The organism is Pseudomonas sp. NPDC007930 (assembly GCF_042958985.1).
In the GTDB taxonomy this organism is placed as follows: domain Bacteria; phylum Pseudomonadota; class Gammaproteobacteria; order Pseudomonadales; family Pseudomonadaceae; genus Aquipseudomonas.
Genome location: NZ_JBIBKC010000001.1, coordinates 229,948 through 255,093, shown reverse-complemented (window position 1 = coordinate 255,093; position 25,146 = coordinate 229,948). Strand labels below are relative to the sequence as shown.

The window sequence follows — 25,146 nt, the reverse complement described above, 5'->3', positions numbered from 1 at the left end:
ACCCCGCAACTCAGCGATGCTCAGCCCTTTGCCGCCAAGGACTGCCGCCACCATGCCACCGCACATCCCACCGCGCGCCGACGACGAGGCCTTCTGGGCCGAGGTCGCCACCCGCTACCCCCGCGACAGCGGCCCGATCAACCTCGACAACGGTTACTTCGGGCGCATGAGCCGCGGCGTGCTGGCCGCCTACACCGACGCGATCGAATACGTGAACCGCAGCAACGCCGTGTACGTACGCGAAGGCTTCGACCGCCAGCAGGCCGAGGCCATCCGCCAGCAACTGGCCGAGCTGATCGGCGTGCCGGCCGAGGAGTTGGCGTTCGCCCGCAGCGCCACCGAGGCGCTGTATGCCTTGATCCGCAACTACAACCGCCTGCAACCCGGCGACCAGGTGCTGATCAGCGACCTCGACTACCACGCCGTGCAGGCGGCCTTCCGCTGGCTGGCCAAGGCCCGCGGGGTGGAGGTGATCGAAGTCCGCCACGCCCACCCGGCCAGCTACGAGGCCGTGCTGGCCACCTACAGCGAGGCCTTCGCCACGCACCCGCGGCTCAAGCTGATGCTGCTGACCCACGTCACCCACCGCACCGGCCTGGTGATGCCGGCCCAGGCCATCGCCGAGGCGGCCAGGGCCCGTGGTATCGACGTGCTGCTCGACGGCGCCCATTCGCTGGGGCAACTGGAGGTCGACTTGCCGGCGCTGGGCATCCCGTTCGCCGGCTTCAACCTGCAGAAGTGGATCGGCGCACCGCTGAGCCTGGGGGTGATCCGCGTACAGCGCGACCGCTTGGGCAGCTTTGACCCGGACATGGGCAACCCCAGCTACCCCGCCGGTGACGTGCGCAGCCTGGCGCCCTACGGCACGCCGAACGTGCCTGCGCTGATGAGCCTGCCGGCGGTGTTCGCCGAGCACCAGGCGGTGGGCGGCTGGGCGGCCAAGGGCGCGCGCTTGCGCTATTTGCGTGACCTCTGGGTGCGTGAGGCGCGGCAGTTGCCGGGCATCGAGGTACTGACCCCGGATGACCCGCGGCTGTACTGCGGGATCACCGCGTTCAGGTTCAGCGAGGCACCGGACCAAATGGTGATGCGCGCGCGGCTGCTCGAGGAGTACAACCTGTTCACCGTGGGCCGTGAAGGCTCAGCGTGTGGGCCGTGCATTCGGGTGACGCCGGGGGTGAATACTACCGTTGAGGATGTGCGGGCGTTGGCGGGGGCGTTGCGGGGGATGGTGTAGGGGGGGAGGCTGCTGGCCCTTCGCCTGGCGGTGCCAAGCGAAGGGCGGTAAACCTTAAACGTTGAAGCGGAAGTGCATCACATCGCCGTCTTTAACGATGTATTCCTTACCTTCCAAGCGCCATTTGCCTGCTTCCTTGGCACCGCCTTCACCCTTGTACTGGATGAAGTCGTCATACGCGACCACTTCGGCGCGGATGAAGCCCTTTTCGAAGTCGGTGTGGATGGCCGCTGCCGATTGCGGGGCGGTGGCGCCCACGCGCACGGTCCAGGCGCGCACTTCCTTCACCCCGGCGGTGAAATAGGTTTGCAGGTTGAGCAGGGCATAGCCGGCGCGGATTACGCGGTTCAGGCCAGGCTCTTCGAGGCCCAGGGACTCGAGGAACATGTCTTTTTCCTCGCCATCGTCGAGCTCGGCGATTTCCGCTTCGATCTTGTTGCACACCGGCACCACCACGGCGCCTTCGTCAGCGGCGATGGCGTTGACCACGTCGAGCAGCGGGTTGTTCTCGAAGCCGTCTTCGGCGACGTTGGCGATGTACATCACCGGCTTGCTGGTCAGCAGGTGGAAGCCGCGGACCAGGGCCTTCTCGTCGGCGCTCATGTTCTTCATCAGGCTGCGCGCGGGCTTGCCTTCGGTGAAGTGGCTGATCAGCTGTTCCAGCAGGGCCTTCTGGGCGATGGCGTCTTTGTCGCCGCCCTTGGCGTTGCGGGTGACCTTCTGCAGTTGCTTCTCGCAGCTGTCGAGGTCGGCGAAGATCAGTTCGAGGTCGATCACTTCGATGTCGCGCTTGGGGTCGACGCTGTTCGACACGTGGATCACGTTGTCGTCTTCAAAGCAGCGCACCACATGGGCGATGGCGTCGGTTTCGCGGATGTTGGCCAGGAACTTGTTGCCCAGGCCTTCACCTTTGGAGGCACCGGCGACCAGGCCGGCGATGTCGACGAATTCCATGGTGGTGGGGATCACCCGCTCCGGCTTGACGATGGCCGCCAGGGCGTCGAGGCGTGCGTCGGGCATGGGGACCACGCCGCTGTTCGGTTCGATGGTGCAGAACGGAAAGTTCTCGGCCGCGATACCGGATTTGGTCAGCGCGTTGAACAGGGTGGACTTGCCGACGTTAGGCAGGCCGACGATGCCGCAGTTGAAACCCATGGTGCTTCCCTCTTCGAAGAGTCAGGCCTTCTGGCTGTGCAGCTCACGCATCGCACGGGCCCAGTCGCCAGCGAGGATGTCGGGAAGCACGCCGAGGGCGAAGTCGATACTGGCGTCGAGTTTATCCTGTTCGGCGCGCGGTGCGCGGCCAAGCACGAAACCGGACACCTTGCTGGCGTCCCCGGGGTGGCCGATGCCCAGGCGTAACCGGTGGAAACCGTTGTTGTTGCCGAGCGAGGCGACGATGTCGCGCAGCCCGTTGTGCCCGCCGTGGCCGCCGCCGGTTTTCAGCTTGGCGACCCCGGGGGGCATGTCGAGTTCGTCGTGCGCCACCAGGATGGCATCGGGGGCGATGCGAAAGAAATTCGCCAGCGCCGCCACGGCCTGCCCGCTACGGTTCATGTAGGTGGTGGGGATCAACAGGCGAACGTCGTGGCCTTTGTGGGAAAAACGCCCCACAAGGCCGAAATATTTGCGATCGGCAACCAGGTTGACGTTCTGGTCACGGGCGATGCGTTCAACGAAAAGAGCCCCTGCGTTATGCCGGGTCTGTTCGTATTCGGGGCCGGGGTTTCCCAGGCCAACGATCAACTGGATGGCGGTCACGTCAGGGGCTCTCTCTTGTTACAGGCACCTCAGGCCGCCCATGGGCGGCCTGAGTGGCACAGGTAAAGGCTGCGATTACTCGGCAGCGCCTTCGCCTTCGCCAGCGGCTTCGTCTTCAACCTGAACGCGCGGGGCGTGAACGTTGGCAACAGCCAGGTCGTTGCCGTGGGCCAGGGCCACGAACTCAACGCCTTTCGGTGCTTTAACGTCGGACAGGTGGATGATGGTGCCGATTTCAGCGTTGGCCAGGTCGACCTCGATGAACTCAGGCAGGTCTTTCGGCAGGCAGGACACTTCCAGCTCGGTTTCGGTGTGCGAGATTTCGCCGCCTTTCTTGACTGCTGCTTCCTGGTTCATGAAGTGAACCGGGACCTTGGCGGTCAGTTTCTGGCCAGCGACGACACGGATGAAGTCAGCGTGGAGGATGTGGCCTTTGGCCGGGTGACGCTGCAGGGCCTTGACCAGCACGTTGTGCTTGGTGCTGCCAACGCTCAGCTCGATCACGTGAGCGTAGGCGGCTTCGTTTTCCAGCAGTTTGGCGATTTCTTTGGCCAGGATGCTGATCGAAACAGGCTCTTGGTTGCCACCGTAGATTACGGCAGGCACTTGGGCGGCGTTACGACGCAGGCGGCGGCTCGCACCTTTCCCCAGGTCGGAACGCACTTCGGCATTCAGGGTGAAGTCAGTCATGTTGTTTCTCCAAATTGGCCTGTAGGCCACGCGTTTGCGACCAGCGCGCGGCGTTCGAGGCAAAAAAGCCCCGCCCGGCAAGAGGCCAGGGCGGGGCACTTAACGACAGCGTGATGGCCGAGGGTTGCCCCTCAGCGGAACATCGCGCTGATCGATTCTTCGTTGCTGATGCGGCGGACCGCTTCGGCGACAACGGGTGCGATGTCCAGTTGGCGGACACGCGAGCAAGCTTGTGCCGCGGCCGACAGCGGGATGGTGTTGGTCACCACCAGCTCGTCGAGCACGGAGTTCTCGATGTTCTCGATCGCACGGCCCGACAGCACCGGGTGGGTGCAGTAGGCGTAGACCTTGGCCGCGCCGTGCTCTTTCAGCGCCTTGGCGGCGTGGCAGAGGGTGCCGGCGGTGTCGACCATGTCATCGACCAGAATGCACGTACGGCCTTCGACGTCACCGATGATGTGCATCACCTCGGAGTGGTTGGCCTTTTCGCGACGCTTGTCGATGATCCCCAGGTCGACGCCCAGCGACTTGGCCACGGCGCGCGCGCGCACCACGCCACCGATGTCGGGCGAGACGATCATGAGGTTTTCGAAACGTTGATCTTCGATGTCATCGACCAGTACGGGCGAGCCGTAGATGTTGTCGACCGGAATATCGAAGAACCCCTGGATTTGATCGGCATGCAGGTCGACGGTCAGCACGCGGTCGATACCGACCACGGTGAGCATGTCGGCCACGACCTTGGCGCTGATCGCCACGCGCGCCGAACGAGGGCGGCGGTCTTGGCGGGCATAACCGAAATAGGGGATTACCGCGGTGATACGAGTTGCCGAGGAACGACGGAAGGCATCTGCCATCACGACCAGTTCCATCAGGTTGTCGTTGGTCGGGGCGCACGTAGGCTGAATGATGAAAACGTCTTTACCGCGAACGTTTTCGTTGATTTCAGCACTGATTTCGCCGTCGGAGAACTTGCCGACCGAAACATCACCCAGTGGGATATGGAGCTGACGTACAACACGCCGAGCCAGATCGGGGTTGGAATTCCCCGTAAAGACCATCATCTTGGACACGCGCAGTACCTGCCGGCTGAGGGTATACCTGGATGAGTATAGGAAAATGGCAGGGGCGGCTGGATTCGAACCAACGCATGGCAGGATCAAAACCTGCTGCCTTACCGCTTGGCGACGCCCCTGTAGCGGATCATCGAGTGCCTGGCACTCGGTTCTTAGAACAGACTCTGTAACTTGCGATGCAACATTGAAGTGTTGCTTCCCTTTGCTACAAACCCTGTAAGAGTCTCTGTCAGAAGGCCCGAAACTTTATCAGCTTCGGCTTCGTTTGGGAAGGCCCCAAACACACAACTTCCAGTGCCGGTGAGTCTAGCGTAAGTAAATTTACTTAGCAAACTCAAAGCGTTACGAACTTCTGGGTAACGCCTCTCTACCACCGGTTGGCAGTCATTTCGACTGTTTCCCTCGAGAACGGGGCGCACTTTAATGGGCTTCGAGTTACGTGTCAACAGGGGATCTGAAAAAATTTCTGCTGTACTTACAGAGACTTGCGGTACGAGCACCAGATACCACGGTTCTTCGGGGCTTACCGGGGTGAGGATCTCGCCCACGCCCTCGGCGAACGCGGCCTTGCCACGCACGAAAACCGGCACGTCGGCGCCCAGCGTGAGGCCCAGCGCGGCAAGGCGGTCTTCGCTCCAGGCGGTGCCCCAGAGGTGGTTCAGGCCGAGCAGGGTGGTGGCGGCGTTCGAGCTGCCGCCGCCGATCCCGCCGCCCATCGGCAGCACCTTGCGCAGCCAGATGTCGGCGCCCAATGCCGTGCCGCTCTGGCTTTGCAGGGCGCGGGCGGCGCGCACGATCAGGTTGCTATCGTGGGGCACCCCGGTGAGGTCGCTGTGCAGGCGCACTTGGCCGTCGTCGCGCACGGCGAAGTCGAGTTCGTCGCCGTAGTCGAGAAACTGAAACACCGTTTGCAGCTCGTGGTAGCCGTCGGCGCGGCGCCCGGTGATGTGCAGCATCAGGTTGAGCTTGGCCGGCGAGGGCAGGGTCAGGCGCGCGGCATTCACGGTTGTTGGCCCAGCTGGCGCGGCTGCCAGTCTTTGATCACCAGGGTCACGTCGAGGTCTTGCCCCTGCAGCTTGATGCGCTCGGGCAGGGTGTAGGCGCCCTGTTCACTGTAACGGGTGTAGTCGATGCTCCAGCCGTCTTGCTCCAGGTGCGCCAGGCGGCTGTCGCCGTCAAGGGTGACCTTGCTCGGGCTGCCGGGGGCGGGCAGGCCGCGCACCCAGTACACCAGGTGCGACACCGGCAGGTTCCAGCCCAGTTGCGCCTTGACCAGCTCTTCGGGGGTGCTGGCCTGGTAGCGGCCTTGGTTGGCCACCTCCAGGCTGACCTGCCCCGGGTGGCCCGTGAGCCGCGCGGCGCCACGGCCGAGCGGGCCCGACAGGCGGATGTCGTAGTAATCCTGGCGTTGCAGCCAATACAGGGTACCGCTGCCGGAATCCTGCGGGGCGCGGATGCCCACCTTGCCGTTGATTTCCCAGCCGTCGATGCGGTTCAGGCTGGCCTTGTGGGCGTTCCATTGTTCAGGCGAGCCGGTGCCCTGCACGGCTTCACGGGGGCCGAGGCCGGCGCAGCCGGCGAGCAGGGCAAGGGCAAGTACAACGAAGCTGTGGCGCAATCGCATGGGTTAAAGCGTCTCGGATCCGGTCAGGCGCAGGACGGTACTGCGCAGCAGTGGGCTGTCGGGCTGGTCTTTCAGGCCCGCGGCCCACACGTCTTTGGCTTCGCGCTGCTTGCCGCGGGCCCAGAGCACTTCACCCAGGTGCGCGGCCACTTCGTGGTCGGGGAACTGGGAAAACGCCTGGCGCAGGTAGCGCTCGGCGTCGTCGAGGTTGCCCAGGTGGAAGTTCACCCAGCCCAGGCTGTCGAGGATGGCCGGGTCTTCAGGGGTGAGCGCGTGGGCTTTTTCGATCAGCGCCTTGGCTTCGGCGTAGCGGGTGGTGCGGTCGGACAGCGTGTAGCCCAAAGCGTTGAGGGCCATGGCGTTGTCCGGCTCGCGGCCGATGATGGTGCGCAGGTCGCGCTCCAGGCCGGCCAGGTCGCCGCGTTTTTCCGCGAGCATGGCGCGGGTGTAGAGCAGGCTGGTGTCGTTCGGGTGCTGGCCGAGGGCTTTGTTCAGCACGGCCATGGCCTGGGCGTCCTTGCCGTTGTCGGCCAGCGCCTCGGATTCGACCAGCCACAGTTGCACGGCGTAGTCGGGGGCCGAGGCGCGGTCGCTGGCCAGGCGCTTGGCGGCTTCGTCGCTGCGCCCGGTGGCGATCAGGATGTCGGCCTGGCGCAGCTGCGCGGGCAGGTAATCCGGCCCGGGGGTGACCTGGCCATACTCGGCCAGGGCTTTTTCCGTGTCGCCGCGCTCTTCGGCCAGGCGGCCGAGGTTCACGTGGGCCGAATCGACATGGGCGCCGCGCTCGACCAAGTCATTGAGGTAGCCCTCGGCTTCGTCCCAGTCTTTTTGTTCCAGGCAGATCAGCGCCAGCGAATAGCGCAGGTCGTCGTCATCGGGGTACTGCTGCAGCAATTGGCTGAACTGCACCTTGGCGTCGGCGATGCGGTCCTGCTCGACCAGCGTGCGCGCGTAGGTCAGGCGCAGGCGCTTGTCGTCGGGGTTCTTGCGGATGTACTTCTCCAGCAGGCGCAGGGCGTCCTTGGGCTGGTCGGTGGCCTGCAGCAGGCGCGCCTCGAGCAGCACCGGGGCGATTTCGCCGTCTTTGGGCGGGTTGGCTTCCAGCAGCTTCAGCGCGCCGGCGGTGTCGCCGTCCTGCTGCAGCAACAGCGCCTTGCCAAACACCAGCTGGCCATTGCCCGGGTATTTGCCCAGCAGGCGGTCGAAGCTGTGCAGCAGCCCGTCGCGAGTGGGTTTGTCGGTTTCCGCCGCGCTCAGGGCGAGGAAGTCGAAGTGGGTTTCCCCGCGGCCCTGGAGCACCTTCTCCATGTACACCATCGACTCGTCGTAGCGCCCGCCGCGGGCCAACTGGATGGCGGCGGCGCGTTGCGCGTCGATGTTGTCGGGGGCGGTGCGCGCCCACAGCAGCGACATTTCCAGGGCCGACTGGCCGGCGCCGAGGTATTCGGCGATGCGGTAGGCCCGTTCGGCCACCCCGGCGTCCTGGGTTTTGCGCGCCTGGTCGATGTAGTTGGCCAGGGCGATGTCGAAGCGGTTGCGCTGCCCGGCCAGCTCGGCGGCCAGCAAGCTGTACACCGTGCCCGGCGGGAAGCTGGCGTACTGCTGCGGCGCGGCCTTGGCCGGGGCGCTGGCCGTGGCGTCGTCCTCGGCTTGCCCGGACGGCTGGCCGACCGGCGGCAGGCCTTGGCAGCCGCTGAGCATGGCAAGGGCGAGAAGCAACGCGGGGGTTCTATTCATAAAGGAGGCTTTTCGGGAATGACCTGCGATTGAAGGCATGATGACACAAGCGAAGGGGCAAAACCCATACGCAGGGCCGGATCCGGATTCGCCTATTGGGACAATAGAGTGCGGTGGTTGTTCTGAATGCGGCGAAGTAGGACAATTGTCGGCTTCTTTACAGCCTCAGCGACATTCAATGGCCTTCCTCGCCCTGGGTATCAACCACAAGACTGCCTCGGTAGACGTGCGTGAGCGCGTTGCGTTCACTCCCGAGCAGTTGGTCGACGCCTTGCAGCAGCTTTGCCGGCACACCGCCAGCCGCGAAGCCGCGATCCTGTCTACCTGCAACCGCAGCGAGCTGTACCTCGAGCAGGACGGCCTGGCCGCCGACACGGTGCTGGGCTGGCTGGCCGACTACCACAAGCTCAGCCTCGACGAACTGCGCGCCAGCGCCTACGTGCACCAGGAAGACGACGCCGTGCGGCACATGATGCGGGTCGCCTCCGGGCTCGACTCGCTGGTGCTGGGCGAGCCGCAGATTCTCGGTCAGATGAAATCCGCCTACGCCGTGGCGCGCGAAGCCGGCACCGTCGGGCCGCTGCTGGGGCGCTTGTTCCAGGCCACCTTCAACGCCGCCAAGCAGGTGCGCACCGACACCGCCATCGGCGAAAACCCGGTGTCGGTGGCGTTCGCCGCGGTCAGCCTGGCGCGGCAGATCTTCAGCGACCTGGCGCGCAGCCAGGCCCTGCTGATCGGCGCCGGCGAAACCATCACGCTGGTCGCCCGCCACCTGCACGAGCAGGGCGTGAAGCGTATCGTAGTGGCCAACCGTACCCTCGAGCGGGCCAGCACCCTGGCCGAGGAGTTCGGCGCCCGCGCCGTGCTGCTGGCCGACATCCCGCAAGAGCTGGCCAACAGCGACATCGTGATCAGCTCCACCGCCAGCCAGTTGCCGATCCTCGGCAAGGGCGCGGTCGAGAGCGCGCTGAAGCTGCGCAAGCACAAGCCGATCTTCATGGTCGACATCGCCGTGCCGCGCGATATCGAGCCGGAAGTGGGCGAACTCGACGACGTGTACCTGTATTCGGTCGATGACCTTCACGACGTGGTCGCGGAAAACCTCAAGAGCCGCCAGGGCGCGGCCCAGGCCGCCGAAGACATGGTCTCGGCCGGCGCTGGCGAGTTCATGGCGCGGCTGCGCGAGCTGGCGGCGGTCAACGTGCTGCGCGCCTACCGCGAGCAGGGTGAGCGGCTGCGTGACGAAGAACTGCAAAAGGCCCAGCGCGCGCTGGCCAACGGCACCAGCGCCGAAGAAGCGCTGGCGCAACTGGCGCGCGGGCTGACCAACAAGCTGCTGCACGCCCCCAGCGTGCAGTTGAAGAAGTTTTCCGCCGAGGGCCGCGTCGATGCGCTGGCCACGGCCCAGGAATTGTTCGCCCTGAACCAGGGCCCCACGGATAAACCCCTGCAATGAAAGCGTCGCTGCTCAACAAGCTGGACACCCTCCAGGACCGCTACGAGGAGCTCACCGCGCTGCTCGGTGACGCGGAGGTCATCACCGACCAGGTGAAATTCCGTGCCTATTCCCGTGAATACGCCGAGGTCGAGCCGGTGGTGCAGGCCTATGCCGGCTGGCGCAAGGCCCAGGCCGACCTCGCCGGGGCCCAGGCGCTGCTCAAGGACAGCGACCCGGACCTGCGCGAAATGGCCGTCGAAGAAGTGCGCGAGGCCAAGGACGCCATCACTGAAATGGAAGGCACCCTGCAACGCATGCTGCTGCCCAAAGACCCGAACGACGGCCGCAACGTCTTTCTCGAGATCCGCGCCGGCACCGGTGGCGATGAAGCGGCGATCTTCTCCGGCGATTTGTTCCGCATGTACTCGCGCTACGCCGAGCGCCGCGGCTGGCGGGTCGAGGTGATGAGCGAGAGCGAAGGCGAGCACGGCGGCTTCAAGGAAGTGATCGCCCGCGTCGAGGGCGACAACGTGTACGGCAAGCTCAAGTTCGAGTCGGGCGCGCACCGTGTGCAGCGGGTGCCGGAAACCGAGTCCCAGGGCCGCATTCATACCTCGGCGTGCACCGTGGCGGTGCTGCCCGAGCCCGATGAGCAGATCGCCATCGAGATCAACCCGGCCGACCTGCGGGTCGACACCTACCGTGCCTCTGGCGCGGGTGGGCAGCACATCAACAAGACCGACTCGGCGATTCGCATCACCCACTTGCCCACCGGCATCGTGGTGGAGTGCCAGGAGGAACGCTCGCAGCACAAGAACCGCGCGCGGGCGATGTCCTGGCTGCAGGCCAAGCTCAACGACATGCAAACCAGCGCGGCGCAGAATGCCATTGCCAGCGAGCGTAAGTTGCTGGTGGGCTCGGGCGACCGCTCCGAGCGTATCCGTACCTACAATTTCCCGCAGGGGCGGGTGACCGACCACCGTGTCAACCTGACCCTGTATGCCCTTGACGAAGTCCTCGCGGGCGGTGTCGATGCCGTGATCGAACCGCTGCTGGCCGAATACCAGGCCGACCAACTGGCGGCCCTGGGTGACTAAATGACCATCATCGCAAGCTTGCTGCGCGACGCGCAGCTTCCCCAATCGCCCACCGCCCAACTCGATGCCGAGCTGCTGCTGGCCTCGGCCTTGGGCAAAAACCGCAGTTACCTGCGCACCTGGCCTGAGCGCATCGTGGGCAGCGAAGCCGCCGAGGCCTTCGCCGGCTACCTTGAGCGCCGCCGCGCCGGTGAGCCGGTGGCGTACATTCTTGGCCAGCAGGGCTTCTGGTCGCTCGACCTCGAGGTGGCCCCGCACACGCTGATCCCGCGCCCGGAAACCGAACTGCTGGTCGAAACCGCGCTGGCGCTGGTGCCGCAGCACACAGCCAAGGTGCTCGACCTCGGCACTGGCAGCGGCGCCATCGCCCTGGCCCTGGCCCGCGAGCGCGCCGGCTGGCAGGTCACCGCGGTGGACCGCGTCGAGCAAGCCGTGGCGTTGGCCGAGCGCAACCGCCAGCGCCTCGGCCTGGGCAACGTGTTCGTGCGCGCCAGCCACTGGTTCGAGGCGGTTGCCGGTGAGCGCTTCGAGCTGATCGTCAGCAACCCGCCATACATCGCCAGTGGCGACCCGCACCTGGCCGCCGGTGACGTGCGCTTCGAGCCGGAAAGCGCGCTGGTGTCGGGCGAAGACGGCCTCGACGACATCCGCCTGATCATCGCCCAGGCGCCCCGGCACCTGCTGCCCGGTGGCTGGCTGATGCTCGAGCACGGCTACGACCAGGCGGCGCGGGTGCGCGAGCTGTTGGCCCAGCATGATTTCGAGCAGATCGAAAGCCGGCTGGACCTCGGCGGCCATGAACGCATCACCCTGGGCCGCACCCTGTGCTGAGTGATCAGGAACTGCTGCGCTACAGCCGGCAGGTGCTGCTGGCCCAGGTCGACGTGGCCGGGCAGCTCAAGCTCAAGGCCGCCCGGGCATTGATCGTCGGCCTCGGCGGGCTCGGCTCGCCCGTGGCGCTGTACCTGGCCGCAGCCGGGGTCGGCACCCTGCACCTGGCGGACTTCGACACGGTGGACGTGACCAACCTGCAACGCCAGGTGCTGCACAGCAGCGCCAGCGTCGGCCAGGGCAAGGTCGATTCGGCCGCCGAACGGCTCGCCGCGCTCAACCCCGAGATCACCCTGGTGCCGCACCGCGCGGTGCTCGCCGCCGAGGAACTGGCCGCCCTGGTGGCTGAGGTCGACGTGGTGCTCGACTGCTCCGACAACTTCACCACCCGCGAGGCGGTCAACGCCGCCTGCGTGGCCGCCGCGGTGCCGTTGGTCAGCGGCGCGGCGATCCGCCTCGAGGGCCAGTTGGCGGTGTTCGACCCGCGCGAGCCCGCCAGCCCCTGCTACCACTGCCTGTATGGCCATGGCAGCGAAGAGCAACTCACCTGCAGCGAGGCCGGCGTGCTCGGCCCGCTGGTGGGCCTGGTCGGCAGCCTGCAGGCGCTGGAAGCGTTGAAGCTGCTGGCCGGCTTCGGCACCCCGTTGGTGGGCCGGCTGCTGCTGGTCGATGCCTTGAGCACGAGGTTTCGCGAGCTGCGGGTCAAGCGTGACCCCAGTTGCGCGGTGTGTGGCGCCGGCCATGCTTGAACGGGCGGCGCCGATCGGCGTGTTCGACTCTGGCGTCGGCGGCCTGTCGGTGCTGCGCGAGCTGCAACAACTGCTGCCGGCCGAGCATTACCTGTACGTGGCCGATGGCGGGCACTGCCCCTACGGTGAGAAAACCCCTGAATTCATTCGCCAGCGCATGGTGGCCGTGGCCGAGTTCTTTCGGGCCCAGGGCGCCAAGGCGATGGTGATCGCCTGCAACACCGCCACCGCCGCCGCCGCCGCGGACCTGCGTGAGCGTTACCCGCAGTGGCCGTTGGTGGCCATGGAGCCCGCGGTGAAGCCGGCCGCCAGTGCCACCCGCAATGGTCGCGTGGGCGTGCTGGCCACCACCGGCACCCTGCAAAGCGCGCGCTTTGCCGCCTTGCTCGACCGCTTTGCCGTGGACGTGACCGTACTCACCCAGCCCTGCCCGGGGCTGGTGGAGTTGATCGAGGCCGGCGATTTGCGCAGCCCGGCCCTGCGCGGCGTGCTCAGCGGTTACCTCCAGCCGCTGCTGGCCGCTGGCTGCGACACGCTGATCCTGGGCTGCACCCATTACCCCTTCCTGCGCCCGCTGCTGGCCGAGTTGCTGCCCCCCGAGGTGGTGTTGATCGACACCGGCGCCGCGGTGGCGCGCCAGGCCCAGCGCCTGCTGGCGCAATCCGGGCTACTCTCAGAGCAGGCCGCGGGCGCTGTGCGCTACTGGACCAGCGGCGCGCCCGCGCAGTTCGCCGAGGTGCTGGAACGGCTGGGGTTTGCGCCAGGCCAGGTGGCGGAACTGCCAAAGTAAAAAAAACGTGAAAAGCGAGTAATGTGTCAGTGAACTAACAAAGCGCGACGGCCTTCTATAGCTGCGCTATAACTCGAAAACACAACACAGGAAGTACATCGATGAAGCGACTGTTGGGGCTGGCCGCAGTGGCGGCGCTTGCGGTGGGGTACAGCACAGGGGCACAGGCAGACGGCATCAGTTTTTCGGCGGGTGATACCGGCCAGTCGACCCAAGTGTATCGGTTGGGCTACGCGATCGACTGGGACAAAAGCTGGTGGCAAACCAGCATGGGGCGCCTGACCGGTTATTGGGACGCCGGTTACACCTATTGGGACGGTGACAAACGCTCCAGCGTGAGCACGCTGTCGTTCGCCCCGGTGTTCCGTTACGAATTCGGCAGCGGCTCGATCAAGCCGTTCATCGACCTGGGCATCGGCGTGTCGGTGTTCTCCCGCAGCAAGGTCGAAGACCGCGACCTGGGCTCGGCCTTCAACTTCGAAGACCGCATCGGCCTGGGCGTGCAGTTTGGCGGTGGGCACGAGCTGAGCGTGCGGGCCATTCACTACTCCAACGCCGGCATCAAAGAGCCGAACGATGGCATCGAGGCGTATTCGCTGAACTACAAGATGCCGTTGTAAGCGCCATCGCCCGGCCGTGCCGGGCGTAAGGCCCTCAAAGGTTTTTGAAGGCGCTCAACGCCCGTTCACGGCTCTGCTTCAAGTCAACGATCGGCTTGGGGTAATCCACCTCATCGAACAGCCCGCGCGCCTGCGCCGGGTTGTGCACGTCTTTTTTGCTCAGGCTTTGCAGCTCTGGCAGCCACTGCTTGAGGAACACCCCCTGGGCGTCGAATTTTTCCGACTGGCTCAGCGGGTTGAACAGGCGGAAGTACGGCACTGAGTCGGTGCCGGTAGACGCGCTCCATTGCCAGCCACCGTTGTTGGCGGCCAGGTCGCCGTCGATCAGGTGCTGCATGAAGAAACGCTCGCCCTCGCGCCAGTCGATCAACAGGTTTTTGGTCAGGAACATCGCCACCAGCATGCGCAGGCGGTTGTGCATCCAGCCGGTTTCGAGCAACTGGCGCATGGCGGCGTCGATGATCGGGAAGCCGGTGCGGCCCTGTTGCCAGGCTTCGAGGTCTTTCGGCGCGTGGCGCCAGGGCAGGGCCTCGGTTTGCGGGCGAAAGGCGCGGTGCATCGACACCCGCGGGAAACCCACCAGAATGTGCTTGTAGAACTCCCGCCAGATCAGCTCGCCGATCCAGGTGGTGGCACCGGCGTTGCCGCTCTGCAGCTCGCCGTGGTTGTGCCGCAGTGCCGCGTGCAGGCATTGCCGGGGCGACAGCACCCCGGCGGTGAGGTAGGCAGACAACGTGCTGGTGCCTGGCCGCGAGGGCAGGTCGCGGTCTACGTCGTAGGCCTCGATCACGCCATCGGTAAAGTGCTCCAGGCGCCGCCGGGCTTCGCCCTCGCCGGCCGGCCACAGCTCGCGCAGGCTCTGCGAGGGCGTGGCGAAGCCTTTCACCGAATCGGGAAGCGGGTCACTGGCCACGCGCAGCGGCGCTTGCGCGCTGGGCTTGCGCACGATGCCCGGCAAGCTGTGCCCCAAGCGCTCGTTGCAGACCTTGCGGAACTGGCTGAACACCTTGAAATAGCCGCCGCTGTGGGTGAGCACGCTGCCGGGCTCGAACAGCGTGGCGTCTACATAAGCGGTAAACCCCACGCCGTTTTTACCGAGCGCGGCGGCCACAGCGTCGTCGCGGTGGGTTTCGTTCACGCCGTACTCGCGGTTGCAGTGCACCTGCTCGATGGCGTGCTCTTCGCACAGCGCGGCGATCACTTTCGGTGCCTGTGCCCAGTGGTTGGCCTCGCGCACCAGCAGCGGGATGTGCAGGGCTTTCAGCTCGGCGGCCAGGGCCTTGAGGTTGCGCAGCCAGAAGTCGACCTTGCAGGCCGCGTCGTCGTGTTGGTGCCATTGCCCGGGGCTGAGCAGGAACACTGCAATCGTTGGGCCGGCGGCGCAGGCGCGGGCCAGGGCAGTGTTGTCGTGCACGCGCAAGTCGGTGCGCAGCCAGTACAGCTGGTGAGCGGGTGTGGCCATGGGGCCCTCAGATCAGATTGGCCAGTTGCAACTGGCGGTGGGCGTCGAGCGGCGAAGACGCCAGCGGTAAATGAGACAACTGCGGGTGCATCGCCAGCTCGCTGCGGTGGATTTCCACGCAGGGCCCGGCCAGCAGCACGAAGCGTTGGCTGGTCAGTTGCGCACGCAACAGCTCGAGGTTCAGCGGCCGGCTGGAATACAACACGGCGGCGCGGGCATTCAGGCGCTCCATGGCCGGCGTCAGTTCGCCGGCCGGCAGCGGCCAGTCGAACACCTCCACCGGGCAATCGGCGCTGCTGGCCAGCCAGGCGGTGACCCACATGGCCGGCTCCATCGGCGCATCGGAGAGGTTCAGCAGCAGCAACGGCTGGCCATTGAGCTGGCGGTTGTTGTGGTAAATGCGCGCGCCCAGCTTGCTGCGCAGCCACCCCAGGAAGAACACCCGCTCCGCGGCGGTACCCGGCTGGCTTTGCCAGCGCAGTTCCAGCTCGCGCAGCAAGGGCATCAGCAACTGGCTGCAGAGGGTGGCCGGTGGGTACAGCGCCATGGCCTGGTTGAACCGGTCATCGAGCTTGCGCTCGGCCAGCGCGCTGATGGCGTGGATCAACTGCTGCTGGGCCGGTACCCACTCGCCTTCGCTGCGGTGCACGATGCGTTCGGCGGGCTTGTCGAGCAGCGCCTTGACCTGGCTGACGGTCACCCCGCGGTTGAGCCAGGTGAGCACCGCCTCGATGCGCTGCAGGTGCTCCAGCGAATACAGGCGGTGGCCCTTGGGCGTGCGGTGCGGCACCACCAGGCCATAACGGCGCTCCCAGGCGCGCAGGGTAACCGGGTTGACGCCGGTGCGCCGCGACACTTCGCGAATCGGTAGCCAGCCTTCGGCTAGCGCCTTGCCGTAGTCGGCATCGTCATCGGGGGCTAAGGCTGGGCTCATGGTTCAGATCGCATTTCGAAGGCTCAGGGTTTCGGGGTGGGGCTGCAAGTAGACCTGCTGAGCGATATAACGGTCCGGGTGCAGGCGGAATAAATGTTTCAGCAACGTCAGCGGCACCACCAGCGGCACGATGCCGTCGCGGTACTGCAGGATCAGCGCGCGCAGTTCCTCTTTGTCCGAGGGGTTGAGGTAGTGGCGCAGGTAGCCGCTGATGTGCATCAGCACATTGGCGTGGGTACCACGGGTGGCCGGGCGCTTGAGGGCTTGCATCAGCCCGCTGAAGTACTGCGCGGCGACCTCTTCGAGGCTGGCGGTGGTGGCCATGCCGAGCAACTTGCCCAAGGCTTTGTACTGCTGTGGGTGGCTGGCCATCAACTGGTATTTGTAGCGGGCGTGAAAATCCGTCAGGCCGTGGCGGCTCAGGCCCTGGGCCAGTAGCTGTTGCCAGGCCGCGTAGGCGTACACCCGCACGATGAAGTTCTCGCGCAGCACCGGGTCGCACAGGCGGCCTTCTTCTTCCACGGGGAGGCTAGGCCGGCTTTCGCAGAACACCCGGGCGTAGATGCCGCTGCCGGTTTCGAACTGCGGCAGGCCGTCTTCGCGATATACCTTGACCCGTTCCACCCCACAGGAAGGGGATTTCTGCATGAAGATGTAGCCGCACACGTCATCGAGCTTGGCGGCCATCTCGCGGCCGTATTCGGCCAATGCGGCGGTGGCGTCCAGGCGGTTGTCTACCGTGCCCAGCGCGCGAGGGTTGCTGGCCTCGCCCACCAGGCGGATGGGCTGGCGCGGGATGCCCAGGCCGATCGCCACTTCCGGGCACACCGGCACGAACTCGAAATAGTCGCTGAGCAGGCCGCGGCAGTAGCGGGACTGCTTATGCCCGCCGTTGTAGCGCACTTCCTCGCCCATCAGGCAGGCGCTGATAGCAATTCTCGGTTTGGCGGGCGCAGGATCGGGCATAAAGACCTCGGCATAAAATTGTACAAGCTAGAATGTTTGTACAAGGTTGCCGATGATAAGTTCACCGCGGGCAGAGTCAACTGCCCGCCGGTGTGATGGGCGTCACTCCAGGTGTTCGAGCAACTTGCGCGCGGCCTCCTGGCCGCTGAGCCAGGCACCCTCGACGCGGCCTGACAAACACCAGTCGCCACACACGTACAGGCCCAGGTCGGCGTCTGCCAGAGCGCCCCATTCGTGGTTGCCGGCGGGCCGGGCGTAGAGCCAGCGGTGCGCCACGCTCATGGCCGGGGCGGGCATCGGGCAGTTCACCAGTTCGGCGAAGGCGCCGTGCAGGTGGTCGATCACTGCCTCCTTGGAGAGGTCGATGTGCTGGCGGCTCCACTCGCTGCTGGCGTGCAGCACCCAGGTGTCGCCGTTGCCGTCGCGGCCGGGCTTGCTGCGGTTGGCGGCCAGCCAGTCTAGCGGGCTGTTCTGCACGAAGCAGCCCTCGAGGTCGGTATCCAGTGGCTGCTCAAAGCACAGCGCCACGGCCCAGGTGGGGTCCATCTTCACCCCGGCGGCGACCGCGGCAAGCTTGGGCGCGGCGCTGAGCAGCGCCGTGGCCTGGGGGGCTGGCACCGCGCAGATCACATGGCTGAAGGGGCCATGGCTCTGGTTCTCGGCGTCGAGCAGGTGCCAGTACTCTTTGCCGCGAAACACTTCGACGATGCGGCAGCTGTAAACGGTTTGCAGGTCTTTGGCCAGCTCGCGGCCGATGGCGCCCATGCGCGGGGTGCCGACCCAGCGCACTTGTTCGTCTGGGCTCAGGTTCAGGCCGTTGCCGTTGGCGGTGTACAGGGTGGGCGACCATTCGGCCACCAGGCCCTGGGCCTGCCATTGCTGGAGCTGGTTGACGAAACGGCGGTCGCGGGCGGTGAAATACTGCGCGCCGAGGTCGAGGGAACCGAAGTCGCTGCGCTTGCTCGAGGCGCGGCCACCGGGGCCACGGCTTTTGTCGAACAGGTGCACGGCGCACCCGGCTTTGGTCAGTGCCTGGGCCGCAGAGAGCCCAGCGATGCCAGTGCCGATGATTGCAATGGGTGCAGTGGTCATGGAATGCCTCTTTACGTCGTACTGAACAGACTACGCTTGCCCTGCAAGCCTGTACATTCGGTAAAACTGGTATAAGTTGTGGCGTCCTTAAAACCAATGAGGGCTGTGTTGCTCTATGTTTTATCTGAGAGCGTACGCGGCCATTAGTGCCTTGCTCTGATAAGGAATAGACCACACCGGCCCCCCAGCCGGACACATTGAGGTGACTGCCATGCACATTTTGCTGACCGGCGGTACAGGGATGATCGGGCAGCAGCTTTGCAAGCTCTGGTTGTCCCAGGGCCACCGCCTGACGGTACTCAGCCGCCAGCCAGACACAGTCGCCGCGCGCTGCGGCGCAGCGGTGCGGGCGATCGGGCAACTGCAGGCACTCGACGACGAACCGTTGGACGCGGTGGTCAACCTGGCCGGCGCGCCGATCGCCGACCGCCCCTGGACCGGCCAGCGGCGCAAGCTGCTGTGGGCCAGCCGGGTGGCCTTGACCGAACAACTGCTCACCTGGCTTGGCCACCGCCGCCAGCGCCCCGCAGTGTTGCTCTCGGGCTCGGCGGTGGGGTGGTACGGCGACGGCGGCCAGCGCGAGCTGACCGAAGAGCACGGCCCGGTCAGCGAAGACTTCGCCAGCCAACTGTGCATTGCCTGGGAAGAAACCGCCGAGCGCGCCAGCGAGCTGGGTATTCGTGTGGTGCTGCTGCGCACCGGGCTGGTGCTGAGCGCCGAGGGCGGCATGCTGGCGCGCATGGCCCTGCCGTTCAAGCTGGGCCTGGGTGGGCGCTTGGGCACCGGCCGGCAATGGATGCCGTGGATTCACATCGACGACCAGATCGCCTTGATAGATTTTTTGTTGAACCGTGAGAGCGCCAGCGGCCCCTATAATGCCTGCGCGCCGCACCCGGTGCGCAACCGCGAGTTCGTCAAGCGCCTGGGCAAGGCCTTGCACCGCCCGGCGCTGATACCGCTGCCCGAATCCCTGCTGCGCTTTGGCCTGGGCGAGATGTCCGGGCTGCTGCTCGGTGGCCAGCGGGCCCTGCCGGCGCGGTTGCTCGAGGCCGGCTTCAGCTTCCGTTACAACGATGTGCAAACCGCACTGGATAACGTTTTTTCGCGCCCTTGAAACAGGACTGTGCATGACCGATCACGCTTTGCTGCTGGTCAACCTCGGCTCGCCGGCTTCCACCGAGGTGGGCGACGTACGCCGCTACCTCAATCAATTTCTCATGGACCCTTACGTCATCGACCTGCCCTGGCCGCTGCGGCGCTTGCTGGTGTCGTTGATCCTCGCCCGGCGCCCGGCGCAGTCGGCCCACGCCTATGCGTCGATCTGGTGGGAGGAGGGCTCGCCGCTGGTGGTGCTCACCCGCCGCTTGCAGGCGCAGATGCACAGCCTCTGGCCCCATGGCCCGGTCGAGGTGGCGATGCGTTACGGCGAGCCGGCATTGCCCAGCGTGCTGGCACGCCTGGCCGCCCAGGGCGTGCGCCGGGTGACCCTGGCGCCGCTGTACCCGCAGTTCGCCGACAGCACGGTGACCACCGTGCTCGAGCTGGCCAAACACACAGTGGCCGAGCAACAGCTGCCGCTGAGCGTCAGCACCCTGCGCCCGTTCTACGACGACCCCACCTACATCCAGGCCTTGGCCGCCAGCGCCGCGCCATGGCTGGAACATGACTACGACCACCTGCTGCTGAGCTTCCACGGCCTGCCGGAAAGCCACATCCGCAAATTGCTGCCCAAGGGCAGCCGGCACGACCTGCGCGCCGCCGACTGCTGCGCCCAGGCCAGCGCCGAAGAGCGCGCGGTGTGCTATCGCGGCCAATGCCTGGCCACCGCCCGTGCCTTCGCCCAGGCTATGGGCCTGCCGGAAGGCAAGTGGTCGGTGGCGTTCCAGTCGCGGCTGGGCAAGAACAAGTGGATCGAGCCCTACACCGACGCGGCGCTGGATGCGCTGGCCGCGCGTGGGGTCAAGCGGCTGCTGGTGATGTGCCCGGCGTTCGTCGCCGATTGCATCGAAACCCTCGAGGAAATCGGCATCCGCGGCAACGAACAGTTCCGCGAGGCCGGTGGCGAGGAACTGGTGTTGGTGCCGTGTTTGAATGACAACCCGCAGTGGGCGCAGGCGTTGGCGGCGCTGTGTGAGCGGGCGGGGTAAGGGGGGCGGCCCATCGCCCGGCTGTGCCGTAATGCTGTTCACTTAAGCAATCAGAGCGCTGAATCGGGGTTAAAAAGCCCTGATTTCTTCAAATGGTTTTGCTGAGCGCATGACCTGACTGGCCCTTCGCCCGGCACAGCCGGCCTCCCACGGGTTCTGTGTTGCCCCTTAAATCAAGTACTTACACAAATCTGGTGGGAGGCCGGCTGTGCCGGGCGATGGGCCCTTCGGTCAATCCTTCTGCTTGGTCCCGAAAATCTTGTCACCGGCATCGCCCAGGCCAGGGATGATGTACCCCTGCTCATTCAGGCCCTGGTCGATCGAGGCGGTGTAGATCTGCACATCGGGGTGGGCTTTTTCCACTGCGGCGATGCCTTCGGGCGCGGCCACCAGCACCATCGCGCGGATGTCGCGGCAGCCGGCTTTTTTCAGCAGGTCGATGGTCGCGACCATCGAGCCGCCGGTGGCCAGCATTGGGTCGATGATCATCGCCAGGCGCGCTTCGATGCCGGTCACGAGTTTTTCCAGGTAGGTGTGCGCCTCGAGGGTTTCCTCGTTGCGCGCCACGCCCACGGCGCTGACCTTCGCCCCCGGGATCAGGCTGAGCACACCGTCGAGCATGCCGATGCCGGCGCGTAGGATCGGCACCACGGTAATCTTCTTGCCGGCGATTTTCTCCACCGGCACCTTGCCGCACCAGCCGTCGATTTCGTAGGTTTCCAGCGGCAGGTCTTTGGTGGCTTCGTAGGTCAGCAGCGCGCCGACCTCCTGGGCCAGTTCGCGAAAATTCTTCGTGCTGATGTCGGCGCGGCGCATCAGGCCGAGCTTGTGGCGGATCAGCGGGTGGCGTATTTCGCGAGTGGGCATGGGCACTGTCTCCAAAGGGCGCGGAACAAAAAACGCGCTAGATTAATCCATTCCTGGCGGCGTGTGTGGCCAAGGTGGAACACTAGTCCACAAACGCTTGATTCGGAACGCCCGGATGCGTACCTTTGCCGGCTTTTACCCGCCAGCCCCCTGGAGAGCGCCCATGCCCGCCGACCTTACGCACATTCGCCAAGTGATGGACGAGGCCGATTGCCTGTACCCCGAAGCCGAGGTTGAAGCCGCGATCGCCCGGGTGGGCGAGGCGATCACCGCGCAAATGGCCGACAGCAACCCGGTGGTGTTCTGCGTGATGAACGGCGGGCTGATCTTCGCCGGCAAGCTGCTCACGCACCTGCGCTTCCCGCTGGAGGCCTCGTACCTGCACGCCACCCGCTACCGCAACGAAACCCGTGGCGGCGACCTGTTCTGGAAGGCCAAGCCGGAGATCTCGTTCATCGACCGTGACGTGCTGATCATCGACGACATCCTCGACGAAGGGCACACCCTGAGCGCGATCATCGACTTCTGCAAACACGCCGGCGCCGCCTCGGTGCGCACCGCCGTGCTGATCGACAAAGCCCACGACCGCAAGGCCAGCCCGGGCCTGAAGGCCGATTTCACCGGCCTGCCGTGCATCGACCGGTTCATTTTCGGCTACGGCATGGACTACAAAGGCTACTGGCGCAACGCCGCGGGCATCTACGCGGTAAAAGGCCTGTAAGCGGCGCGCGGCGGGGCCGGGCGCTGTGCTACAGTGCAGCGCCCACCCCCGCTGGAGCCTGCCATGCGCGTGCTGTTCGCTGCCTTGCCGCTGCTGTTGTTGCCTTTGTCGCTTGCCGCCGCGCCCCTGCATGCGCAGTACCTGCCGCCCGATGAGCAAAACCTGCGCCAGGGCGAGCCGACCCAGCAGCAGTTGCTGCAGGTCACCGAGTTCAGCGTGGTGGCCGGTAACGAACGGTTGTCCAACGAGCAGCCGATCCCGGTCACCGCACCGCTCACCTTGCGCCTCAAGGGCAAGCCGCTGACCAAGGGCGGCACCCTGGCCCAGGTGGTCATCAGTTTCGACAGCGAAAGCAAAAGCCTGAAAAAGGCCAGCTTCGACGAAGCCAGCAAAACCCTCACCCTGAACTACCCGCTGGTGCAGTACCGCCTGTTGATGGACCTGCTGCGCAACGACACGGTGTATGTGCAGTACCTGGCCTACGCCAACGGCCACATCTGGGCCGACCTGCACACCACCGGCACCAGCGGCCCGCGCGCGCATTGAGCCGCGCCGGGGCCGGGGGTACACTCCCAGCCCTGTGATACCAACCGTGAGCTGAGGGTGAAGTGGCAATGCGCAAAGACAAAAAGCAGGTGATCGGCGACGAAATCAGCGATGACTACGTCAAGAGCTTCCTGCAATACGAACCGGCCGATGCCACCCCGGCGGCCGTGCACAAGCTGATCAAGGCCTACCGCGGCCTGCGTGCCCATGACTTCGAGCGCTTCGTTGGCTTTTTCAAGGAAGCCGGCCATGACCTGAACGCCCAGGATGCCGACGGCCACGACTTCATCGCGCTGATCAAAGACCAGCGCAATGCCGAGGAATACATCGAGATCATCGAGGCGGCCAAAGGCTGAGGGGTAGCCAACCCCGACGCAAAAAAATGCCCCTTTTCAGGGGCATTTTTCATGGTGCGTCAGGCATACCGCTCGCCGCTGTCGCTGGCCGGCTCCACCAGTTCCAGGGCCTGGTTGCTCTGGGCATTGACCCGCTGGTACAGCTCGGCGTCCGCCGCCAGGGCTTTTTCGCGGGCGGGGAAGATCTCCGCCAGCTTGCCCGCCCAGGCACTGGCGTACTGCTCGGGGAAGCAGCGCTCGATCAGCTCGAGCATGATCGACACCGTGACCGACGCACCCGGCGAGGCGCCCAGCAGGGCCGCCAGGCTGCCGTCCTTGGCCGCCACCAGTTCGGTACCGAACTGCAGCACGCCGCCTTTTTTCGGGTCTTTCTTGATGATCTGCACCCGCTGGCCGGCCACTTCCAGGCGCCAGTCCTCGGCCTTGGCCTCGGGGTAGAACTTGCGCAGCGAGGCCAGGCGTTGCTCCATCGACTGGCGCACTTCGTTGACCAGGTAGCGGGTCAGGTCCATGTTGTCGCGGGCCACGGCCAGCATTGGGCCGATGTTGCTCATGCGCACCGACAGGGGGAGGTCCATCAGCGAGCCGTGCTTGAGGAACTTGGTGGTAAAGCCGGCATAGGGCCCGAACAGCAGGGACTTCTTGCCTTCGACCACGCGGGTGTCGAGATGCGGTACAGACATCGGTGGCGAACCCACCGCGGCCTGGCTGTACACCTTGGCCTGGTGGCGGTTGACCACCTCGGGGTTGTCGCAGCGCAACCACTGGCCGCTGACCGGGAAGCCGCCGAAGCCTTTGCCTTCTTCAACGCCGGAGGCCTGCAGCAGCGGCAGCGCCGCGCCGCCGGCGCCGAGGAACACGAAGCGGGCATTGACCTGGCGGGTGGCGCCGCTGTTCACGTCCTTGATGTCGACTTCCCAGCCGCCGGTGTTGCGGCGCAGCCCGGTGACCTTCTTGGAGTACTTCACCTCGCTGCCGTCGGTTTGGCCGAGGTAGCCCAGCAGCTTGTTGGTCAGCGCGCCGAAGTTCACGTCGGTGCCGTTCTGCACGCGGGTCGCCGCCAGGTGCTCGTTCGGGTCGCGGCCCGGCATCATCAGCGGCATCCACTGCTTGAGCAGGGCGTTGTCTTCGGTGTACTCCATCTCGGCGAAGGCGTGATGGGGCTTGAGCGATTCGAAGCGCTTCTTCAGGAAGGCCACGCCCTTGTCGCCAGAAACGTAGCTCAGGTGCGGCACCGGGTTGATGAACGCTTTCGGGGTGCCAAAGGCGCCCTTGCGGATCAGGTAGGCCCAGAACTGCTTCGACACCTCGAATTGGGTGTTGATGTGCACGGCCTTTTTGATGTCCACCGAACCGTCGGCCGCCTGCGGCGTGTAGTTCAGCTCGCAGAGGCCGGCGTGCCCGGTGCCGGCGTTGTTCCAGGGGTTGGAGCTCTCTGCCGCGCCCGAGTCCATCGCCTCGACCACTTCCAGCCGCAGGGCCGGGTCGAGCTCCTTGAGCAGCACCGCCAGGGTGGCACTCATGATGCCCGCGCCCACCAGCACTACGTCCACTGCTTCATTCTGCGCCATTAACGCATCTCCAAAATCAACCACATCTGTTTGACAGCCAGGCCTCACTAGGGGTGTGACCGCGCAAAGCAGGTAAGCTCACCCGGCCCTGGCCGATGATCATCGCCAGCGCACGCCGCGCTCCCGGTTGCCGAAGGTGCCTATCTACGCATGCGCCGGCATGCTCGGGCAATTCGACCAACGGGCGAGGCAATGCGCCGTGGCCGGGTCAGCCCCGGTATCGGGTTGGGTTCGATGCGCCTGGCCTTGTGGTTAATGGTGCTTTAGCTGCTGCAAGACTGTTCATTTTGCTCGCCACACTCTTGTGAAGTTGTGAAAACCCGTTGTTTTTCACGCTCTTTTGAAGACGTGAACCTCAAAGAAAGCTCACCGCGCAACGCGGGCGATGGCCTGAAGTGGGCGGCTCTCTGGTGGGCGAGGGGTAGCATGCCGCGGTGCGGCGATATAGCGCAGCCCGATCAGGAGACGACCTTATAATCGGGGGCAGATTATAGCGGTGAACGCGGGGAAAAAGTTCGCTTTTTAGGCGGTTTTCTTCCGTGAAGGCGTCACCCGGCGAAGGCGCGGGCCCAGTTTCGGCCGCTGGCGCGGGCCGGCAGGCGGGCCTCGGCGGGCAGCGGGCGGCCCAACCAGTGCAGGCGCGCCTCGGGTACCTGCACCCAGCCATAGCCCGCGGGCGCCTGGGTGCCGGTGTGGAAACCACTGCACAAGCCGTTGCTGTCGAGCAGGGCGTAGGTGCGGCGCGGGGCGAGCAGGCCAAGGCGGGTGAGCAGGGAGCGCATGGGAACAACCTCGGGGCAGGGCGCGTTTGTCAAAACCTTATCAACAGCTCGT

General features: G+C 65.5%; 26 protein-coding genes and 1 tRNA gene. 12 read left to right on the top strand and 15 right to left on the bottom strand.

Annotated elements, in window-relative coordinates; all coding sequences use genetic code 11:
• Positions 1-52: 52 nt before the first annotated feature.
• A complete protein-coding gene (locus ACFZCE_RS01235; RefSeq protein ID WP_390935329.1) occupies positions 53-1,237 on the top strand; it encodes an aminotransferase class V-fold PLP-dependent enzyme in 1,185 nt (394 codons plus the stop codon).
• A 54-nt stretch (positions 1,238-1,291) separates the two neighbouring features.
• Here the strand turns inward: ACFZCE_RS01235 and ychF are convergent, their stop codons facing one another.
• The 8 genes from ychF to ACFZCE_RS01195 all read right to left on the bottom strand — a co-directional run bounded on the left by ychF (position 1,292) and on the right by ACFZCE_RS01195 (position 8,125).
• Positions 1,292-2,392 carry a redox-regulated ATPase YchF gene (gene ychF, locus ACFZCE_RS01230; RefSeq protein ID WP_390935327.1) on the bottom strand — a complete coding sequence of 367 codons (1,101 nt, stop codon included), beginning with the start codon at positions 2,390-2,392 and terminating at the stop codon, positions 1,292-1,294.
• A 21-nt stretch (positions 2,393-2,413) separates the two neighbouring features.
• Positions 2,414-2,998, bottom strand: a complete 585-nt coding sequence (gene pth / locus ACFZCE_RS01225) for an aminoacyl-tRNA hydrolase (RefSeq protein WP_390935325.1) — start codon at positions 2,996-2,998, stop codon at positions 2,414-2,416.
• 75 nt (positions 2,999-3,073) lie between these two features.
• Entirely contained in the window at positions 3,074-3,688 is a 615-nt protein-coding gene (locus ACFZCE_RS01220; protein ID WP_390935323.1) for a 50S ribosomal protein L25/general stress protein Ctc, read from the bottom strand.
• 131 nt (positions 3,689-3,819) lie between these two features.
• Positions 3,820-4,761: a ribose-phosphate diphosphokinase gene (locus tag ACFZCE_RS01215; RefSeq protein WP_390935321.1), complete on the bottom strand. Its 942-nt coding sequence runs from the start codon at positions 4,759-4,761 to the stop codon at positions 3,820-3,822.
• A 47-nt stretch (positions 4,762-4,808) separates the two neighbouring features.
• A tRNA-Gln gene (locus ACFZCE_RS01210) sits at positions 4,809-4,883 on the bottom strand.
• Between the two features lie 33 nt (positions 4,884-4,916).
• Positions 4,917-5,720: a 4-(cytidine 5'-diphospho)-2-C-methyl-D-erythritol kinase gene (gene ispE / locus ACFZCE_RS01205; protein ID WP_390936425.1), complete on the bottom strand. Its 804-nt coding sequence runs from the start codon at positions 5,718-5,720 to the stop codon at positions 4,917-4,919.
• Positions 5,721-5,764: 44 nt separating this feature from the next.
• Positions 5,765-6,388 (bottom strand): lipoprotein insertase outer membrane protein LolB, encoded by a 624-nt coding sequence (gene lolB, locus ACFZCE_RS01200; protein ID WP_390935320.1) that lies wholly within the window; start codon positions 6,386-6,388, stop codon positions 5,765-5,767.
• A gap of 3 nt (positions 6,389-6,391) precedes the next feature.
• Positions 6,392-8,125, bottom strand: coding sequence for a tetratricopeptide repeat protein (locus tag ACFZCE_RS01195; RefSeq protein ID WP_390935318.1), 1,734 nt, complete (start codon positions 8,123-8,125; stop codon positions 6,392-6,394).
• Positions 8,126-8,303: 178 nt separating this feature from the next.
• Here ACFZCE_RS01195 and hemA point away from each other — a divergent pair, with 178 nt between their 5' ends.
• From hemA to ACFZCE_RS01165, 6 genes are all read left to right on the top strand, one after another.
• Positions 8,304-9,581: a glutamyl-tRNA reductase gene (gene hemA / locus ACFZCE_RS01190; protein WP_390935316.1), complete on the top strand. Its 1,278-nt coding sequence runs from the start codon at positions 8,304-8,306 to the stop codon at positions 9,579-9,581.
• Positions 9,578-10,660, top strand: a complete 1,083-nt coding sequence (gene prfA, locus ACFZCE_RS01185; protein ID WP_390935314.1) for a peptide chain release factor 1 — start codon at positions 9,578-9,580, stop codon at positions 10,658-10,660. The genes hemA and prfA overlap by 4 nt, the downstream gene beginning before the upstream one ends.
• A complete protein-coding gene (gene prmC, locus ACFZCE_RS01180) occupies positions 10,661-11,491 on the top strand; it encodes a peptide chain release factor N(5)-glutamine methyltransferase (protein WP_390935312.1) in 831 nt (276 codons plus the stop codon).
• Entirely contained in the window at positions 11,485-12,240 is a 756-nt protein-coding gene (locus ACFZCE_RS01175) for a molybdopterin-synthase adenylyltransferase MoeB (protein ID WP_390935310.1), read from the top strand. The genes prmC and ACFZCE_RS01175 overlap by 7 nt, the downstream gene beginning before the upstream one ends.
• Complete coding sequence (murI, locus tag ACFZCE_RS01170; protein WP_390935308.1) at positions 12,233-13,030, top strand: glutamate racemase; 798 nt, start codon at positions 12,233-12,235, stop codon at positions 13,028-13,030. The genes ACFZCE_RS01175 and murI overlap by 8 nt, the downstream gene beginning before the upstream one ends.
• Positions 13,031-13,131: 101 nt before the next feature.
• On the top strand, positions 13,132-13,650 hold the full coding sequence (locus ACFZCE_RS01165) for an acyloxyacyl hydrolase (protein ID WP_390935306.1): 519 nt from the start codon (positions 13,132-13,134) through the stop codon (positions 13,648-13,650).
• 34 nt (positions 13,651-13,684) lie between these two features.
• Here ACFZCE_RS01165 and phrB read toward each other — a convergent pair whose 3' ends face one another.
• The 4 genes from phrB to ACFZCE_RS01145 form a co-directional block, all read right to left on the bottom strand.
• A complete protein-coding gene (gene phrB / locus ACFZCE_RS01160; protein ID WP_390935305.1) occupies positions 13,685-15,112 on the bottom strand; it encodes a deoxyribodipyrimidine photo-lyase in 1,428 nt (475 codons plus the stop codon).
• Between the two features lie 7 nt (positions 15,113-15,119).
• Positions 15,120-16,046, bottom strand: a complete 927-nt coding sequence (locus ACFZCE_RS01155) for a MerR family transcriptional regulator (protein WP_390935303.1) — start codon at positions 16,044-16,046, stop codon at positions 15,120-15,122.
• A gap of 3 nt (positions 16,047-16,049) precedes the next feature.
• Positions 16,050-17,012 carry a DUF1722 domain-containing protein gene (locus ACFZCE_RS01150; protein WP_390935301.1) on the bottom strand — a complete coding sequence of 321 codons (963 nt, stop codon included), beginning with the start codon at positions 17,010-17,012 and terminating at the stop codon, positions 16,050-16,052.
• A gap of 102 nt (positions 17,013-17,114) precedes the next feature.
• Entirely contained in the window at positions 17,115-18,104 is a 990-nt protein-coding gene (locus ACFZCE_RS01145; protein WP_390935299.1) for an FAD-dependent oxidoreductase, read from the bottom strand.
• A gap of 211 nt (positions 18,105-18,315) precedes the next feature.
• Here ACFZCE_RS01145 and ACFZCE_RS01140 point away from each other — a divergent pair, with 211 nt between their 5' ends.
• Both ACFZCE_RS01140 and hemH read left to right on the top strand, forming a co-directional pair.
• On the top strand, positions 18,316-19,218 hold the full coding sequence (locus ACFZCE_RS01140; protein ID WP_390935297.1) for a TIGR01777 family oxidoreductase: 903 nt from the start codon (positions 18,316-18,318) through the stop codon (positions 19,216-19,218).
• Positions 19,219-19,231: 13 nt separating this feature from the next.
• A complete protein-coding gene (gene hemH, locus ACFZCE_RS01135) occupies positions 19,232-20,251 on the top strand; it encodes a ferrochelatase (protein WP_390935295.1) in 1,020 nt (339 codons plus the stop codon).
• A 231-nt stretch (positions 20,252-20,482) separates the two neighbouring features.
• On the opposite strand, the gene upp is transcribed toward hemH, so the two are convergent.
• Complete coding sequence (gene upp / locus ACFZCE_RS01130) at positions 20,483-21,118, bottom strand: uracil phosphoribosyltransferase (protein WP_390935293.1); 636 nt, start codon at positions 21,116-21,118, stop codon at positions 20,483-20,485.
• Positions 21,119-21,281: 163 nt separating this feature from the next.
• On the opposite strand from upp, the gene ACFZCE_RS01125 reads away from it, so the two are divergent.
• From ACFZCE_RS01125 to ACFZCE_RS01115, 3 genes are all read left to right on the top strand, one after another.
• Positions 21,282-21,839 carry a hypoxanthine-guanine phosphoribosyltransferase gene (locus ACFZCE_RS01125; RefSeq protein WP_390935291.1) on the top strand — a complete coding sequence of 186 codons (558 nt, stop codon included), beginning with the start codon at positions 21,282-21,284 and terminating at the stop codon, positions 21,837-21,839.
• A 63-nt stretch (positions 21,840-21,902) separates the two neighbouring features.
• Entirely contained in the window at positions 21,903-22,385 is a 483-nt protein-coding gene (locus tag ACFZCE_RS01120) for a hypothetical protein (RefSeq protein ID WP_390935290.1), read from the top strand.
• Between the two features lie 68 nt (positions 22,386-22,453).
• Complete coding sequence (locus tag ACFZCE_RS01115; RefSeq protein ID WP_390935289.1) at positions 22,454-22,741, top strand: PA4642 family protein; 288 nt, start codon at positions 22,454-22,456, stop codon at positions 22,739-22,741.
• Between the two features lie 59 nt (positions 22,742-22,800).
• Here ACFZCE_RS01115 and mqo read toward each other — a convergent pair whose 3' ends face one another.
• Entirely contained in the window at positions 22,801-24,312 is a 1,512-nt protein-coding gene (gene mqo / locus ACFZCE_RS01110; RefSeq protein WP_390935287.1) for a malate dehydrogenase (quinone), read from the bottom strand.
• Between the two features lie 548 nt (positions 24,313-24,860).
• Positions 24,861-25,094, bottom strand: coding sequence for a hypothetical protein (locus ACFZCE_RS01105; protein WP_390935285.1), 234 nt, complete (start codon positions 25,092-25,094; stop codon positions 24,861-24,863).
• Positions 25,095-25,146: the final 52 nt, after the last annotated feature.

What these genes read in the sequence shown, in the direction of transcription:
- ACFZCE_RS01235 (WP_390935329.1), top strand. Translation starts at nt 53, where the DNA reads ATGCCACCGCACATCCCACCGCGCGCCGACGACGAGGCCTTCTGGGCC.
- ychF (WP_390935327.1), bottom strand. Translation starts at nt 2,392, where the DNA reads ATGGGTTTCAACTGCGGCATCGTCGGCCTGCCTAACGTCGGCAAGTCC.
- ACFZCE_RS01220 (WP_390935323.1), bottom strand. Translation starts at nt 3,688, where the DNA reads ATGACTGACTTCACCCTGAATGCCGAAGTGCGTTCCGACCTGGGGAAA.
- ispE (WP_390936425.1), bottom strand. Translation starts at nt 5,720, where the DNA reads ATGCTGCACATCACCGGGCGCCGCGCCGACGGCTACCACGAGCTGCAA.
- lolB (WP_390935320.1), bottom strand. Translation starts at nt 6,388, where the DNA reads ATGCGATTGCGCCACAGCTTCGTTGTACTTGCCCTTGCCCTGCTCGCC.
- ACFZCE_RS01195 (WP_390935318.1), bottom strand. Translation starts at nt 8,125, where the DNA reads ATGAATAGAACCCCCGCGTTGCTTCTCGCCCTTGCCATGCTCAGCGGC.
- hemA (WP_390935316.1), top strand. Translation starts at nt 8,304, where the DNA reads ATGGCCTTCCTCGCCCTGGGTATCAACCACAAGACTGCCTCGGTAGAC.
- prfA (WP_390935314.1), top strand. Translation starts at nt 9,578, where the DNA reads ATGAAAGCGTCGCTGCTCAACAAGCTGGACACCCTCCAGGACCGCTAC.
- prmC (WP_390935312.1), top strand. Translation starts at nt 10,661, where the DNA reads ATGACCATCATCGCAAGCTTGCTGCGCGACGCGCAGCTTCCCCAATCG.
- murI (WP_390935308.1), top strand. Translation starts at nt 12,233, where the DNA reads ATGCTTGAACGGGCGGCGCCGATCGGCGTGTTCGACTCTGGCGTCGGC.
- ACFZCE_RS01165 (WP_390935306.1), top strand. Translation starts at nt 13,132, where the DNA reads ATGAAGCGACTGTTGGGGCTGGCCGCAGTGGCGGCGCTTGCGGTGGGG.
- phrB (WP_390935305.1), bottom strand. Translation starts at nt 15,112, where the DNA reads ATGGCCACACCCGCTCACCAGCTGTACTGGCTGCGCACCGACTTGCGC.
- ACFZCE_RS01155 (WP_390935303.1), bottom strand. Translation starts at nt 16,046, where the DNA reads ATGAGCCCAGCCTTAGCCCCCGATGACGATGCCGACTACGGCAAGGCG.
- ACFZCE_RS01150 (WP_390935301.1), bottom strand. Translation starts at nt 17,012, where the DNA reads ATGCCCGATCCTGCGCCCGCCAAACCGAGAATTGCTATCAGCGCCTGC.
- ACFZCE_RS01145 (WP_390935299.1), bottom strand. Translation starts at nt 18,104, where the DNA reads ATGACCACTGCACCCATTGCAATCATCGGCACTGGCATCGCTGGGCTC.
- ACFZCE_RS01140 (WP_390935297.1), top strand. Translation starts at nt 18,316, where the DNA reads ATGCACATTTTGCTGACCGGCGGTACAGGGATGATCGGGCAGCAGCTT.
- hemH (WP_390935295.1), top strand. Translation starts at nt 19,232, where the DNA reads ATGACCGATCACGCTTTGCTGCTGGTCAACCTCGGCTCGCCGGCTTCC.
- upp (WP_390935293.1), bottom strand. Translation starts at nt 21,118, where the DNA reads ATGCCCACTCGCGAAATACGCCACCCGCTGATCCGCCACAAGCTCGGC.
- ACFZCE_RS01125 (WP_390935291.1), top strand. Translation starts at nt 21,282, where the DNA reads ATGCCCGCCGACCTTACGCACATTCGCCAAGTGATGGACGAGGCCGAT.
- ACFZCE_RS01120 (WP_390935290.1), top strand. Translation starts at nt 21,903, where the DNA reads ATGCGCGTGCTGTTCGCTGCCTTGCCGCTGCTGTTGTTGCCTTTGTCG.
- ACFZCE_RS01115 (WP_390935289.1), top strand. Translation starts at nt 22,454, where the DNA reads ATGCGCAAAGACAAAAAGCAGGTGATCGGCGACGAAATCAGCGATGAC.
- mqo (WP_390935287.1), bottom strand. Translation starts at nt 24,312, where the DNA reads ATGGCGCAGAATGAAGCAGTGGACGTAGTGCTGGTGGGCGCGGGCATC.
- ACFZCE_RS01105 (WP_390935285.1), bottom strand. Translation starts at nt 25,094, where the DNA reads ATGCGCTCCCTGCTCACCCGCCTTGGCCTGCTCGCCCCGCGCCGCACC.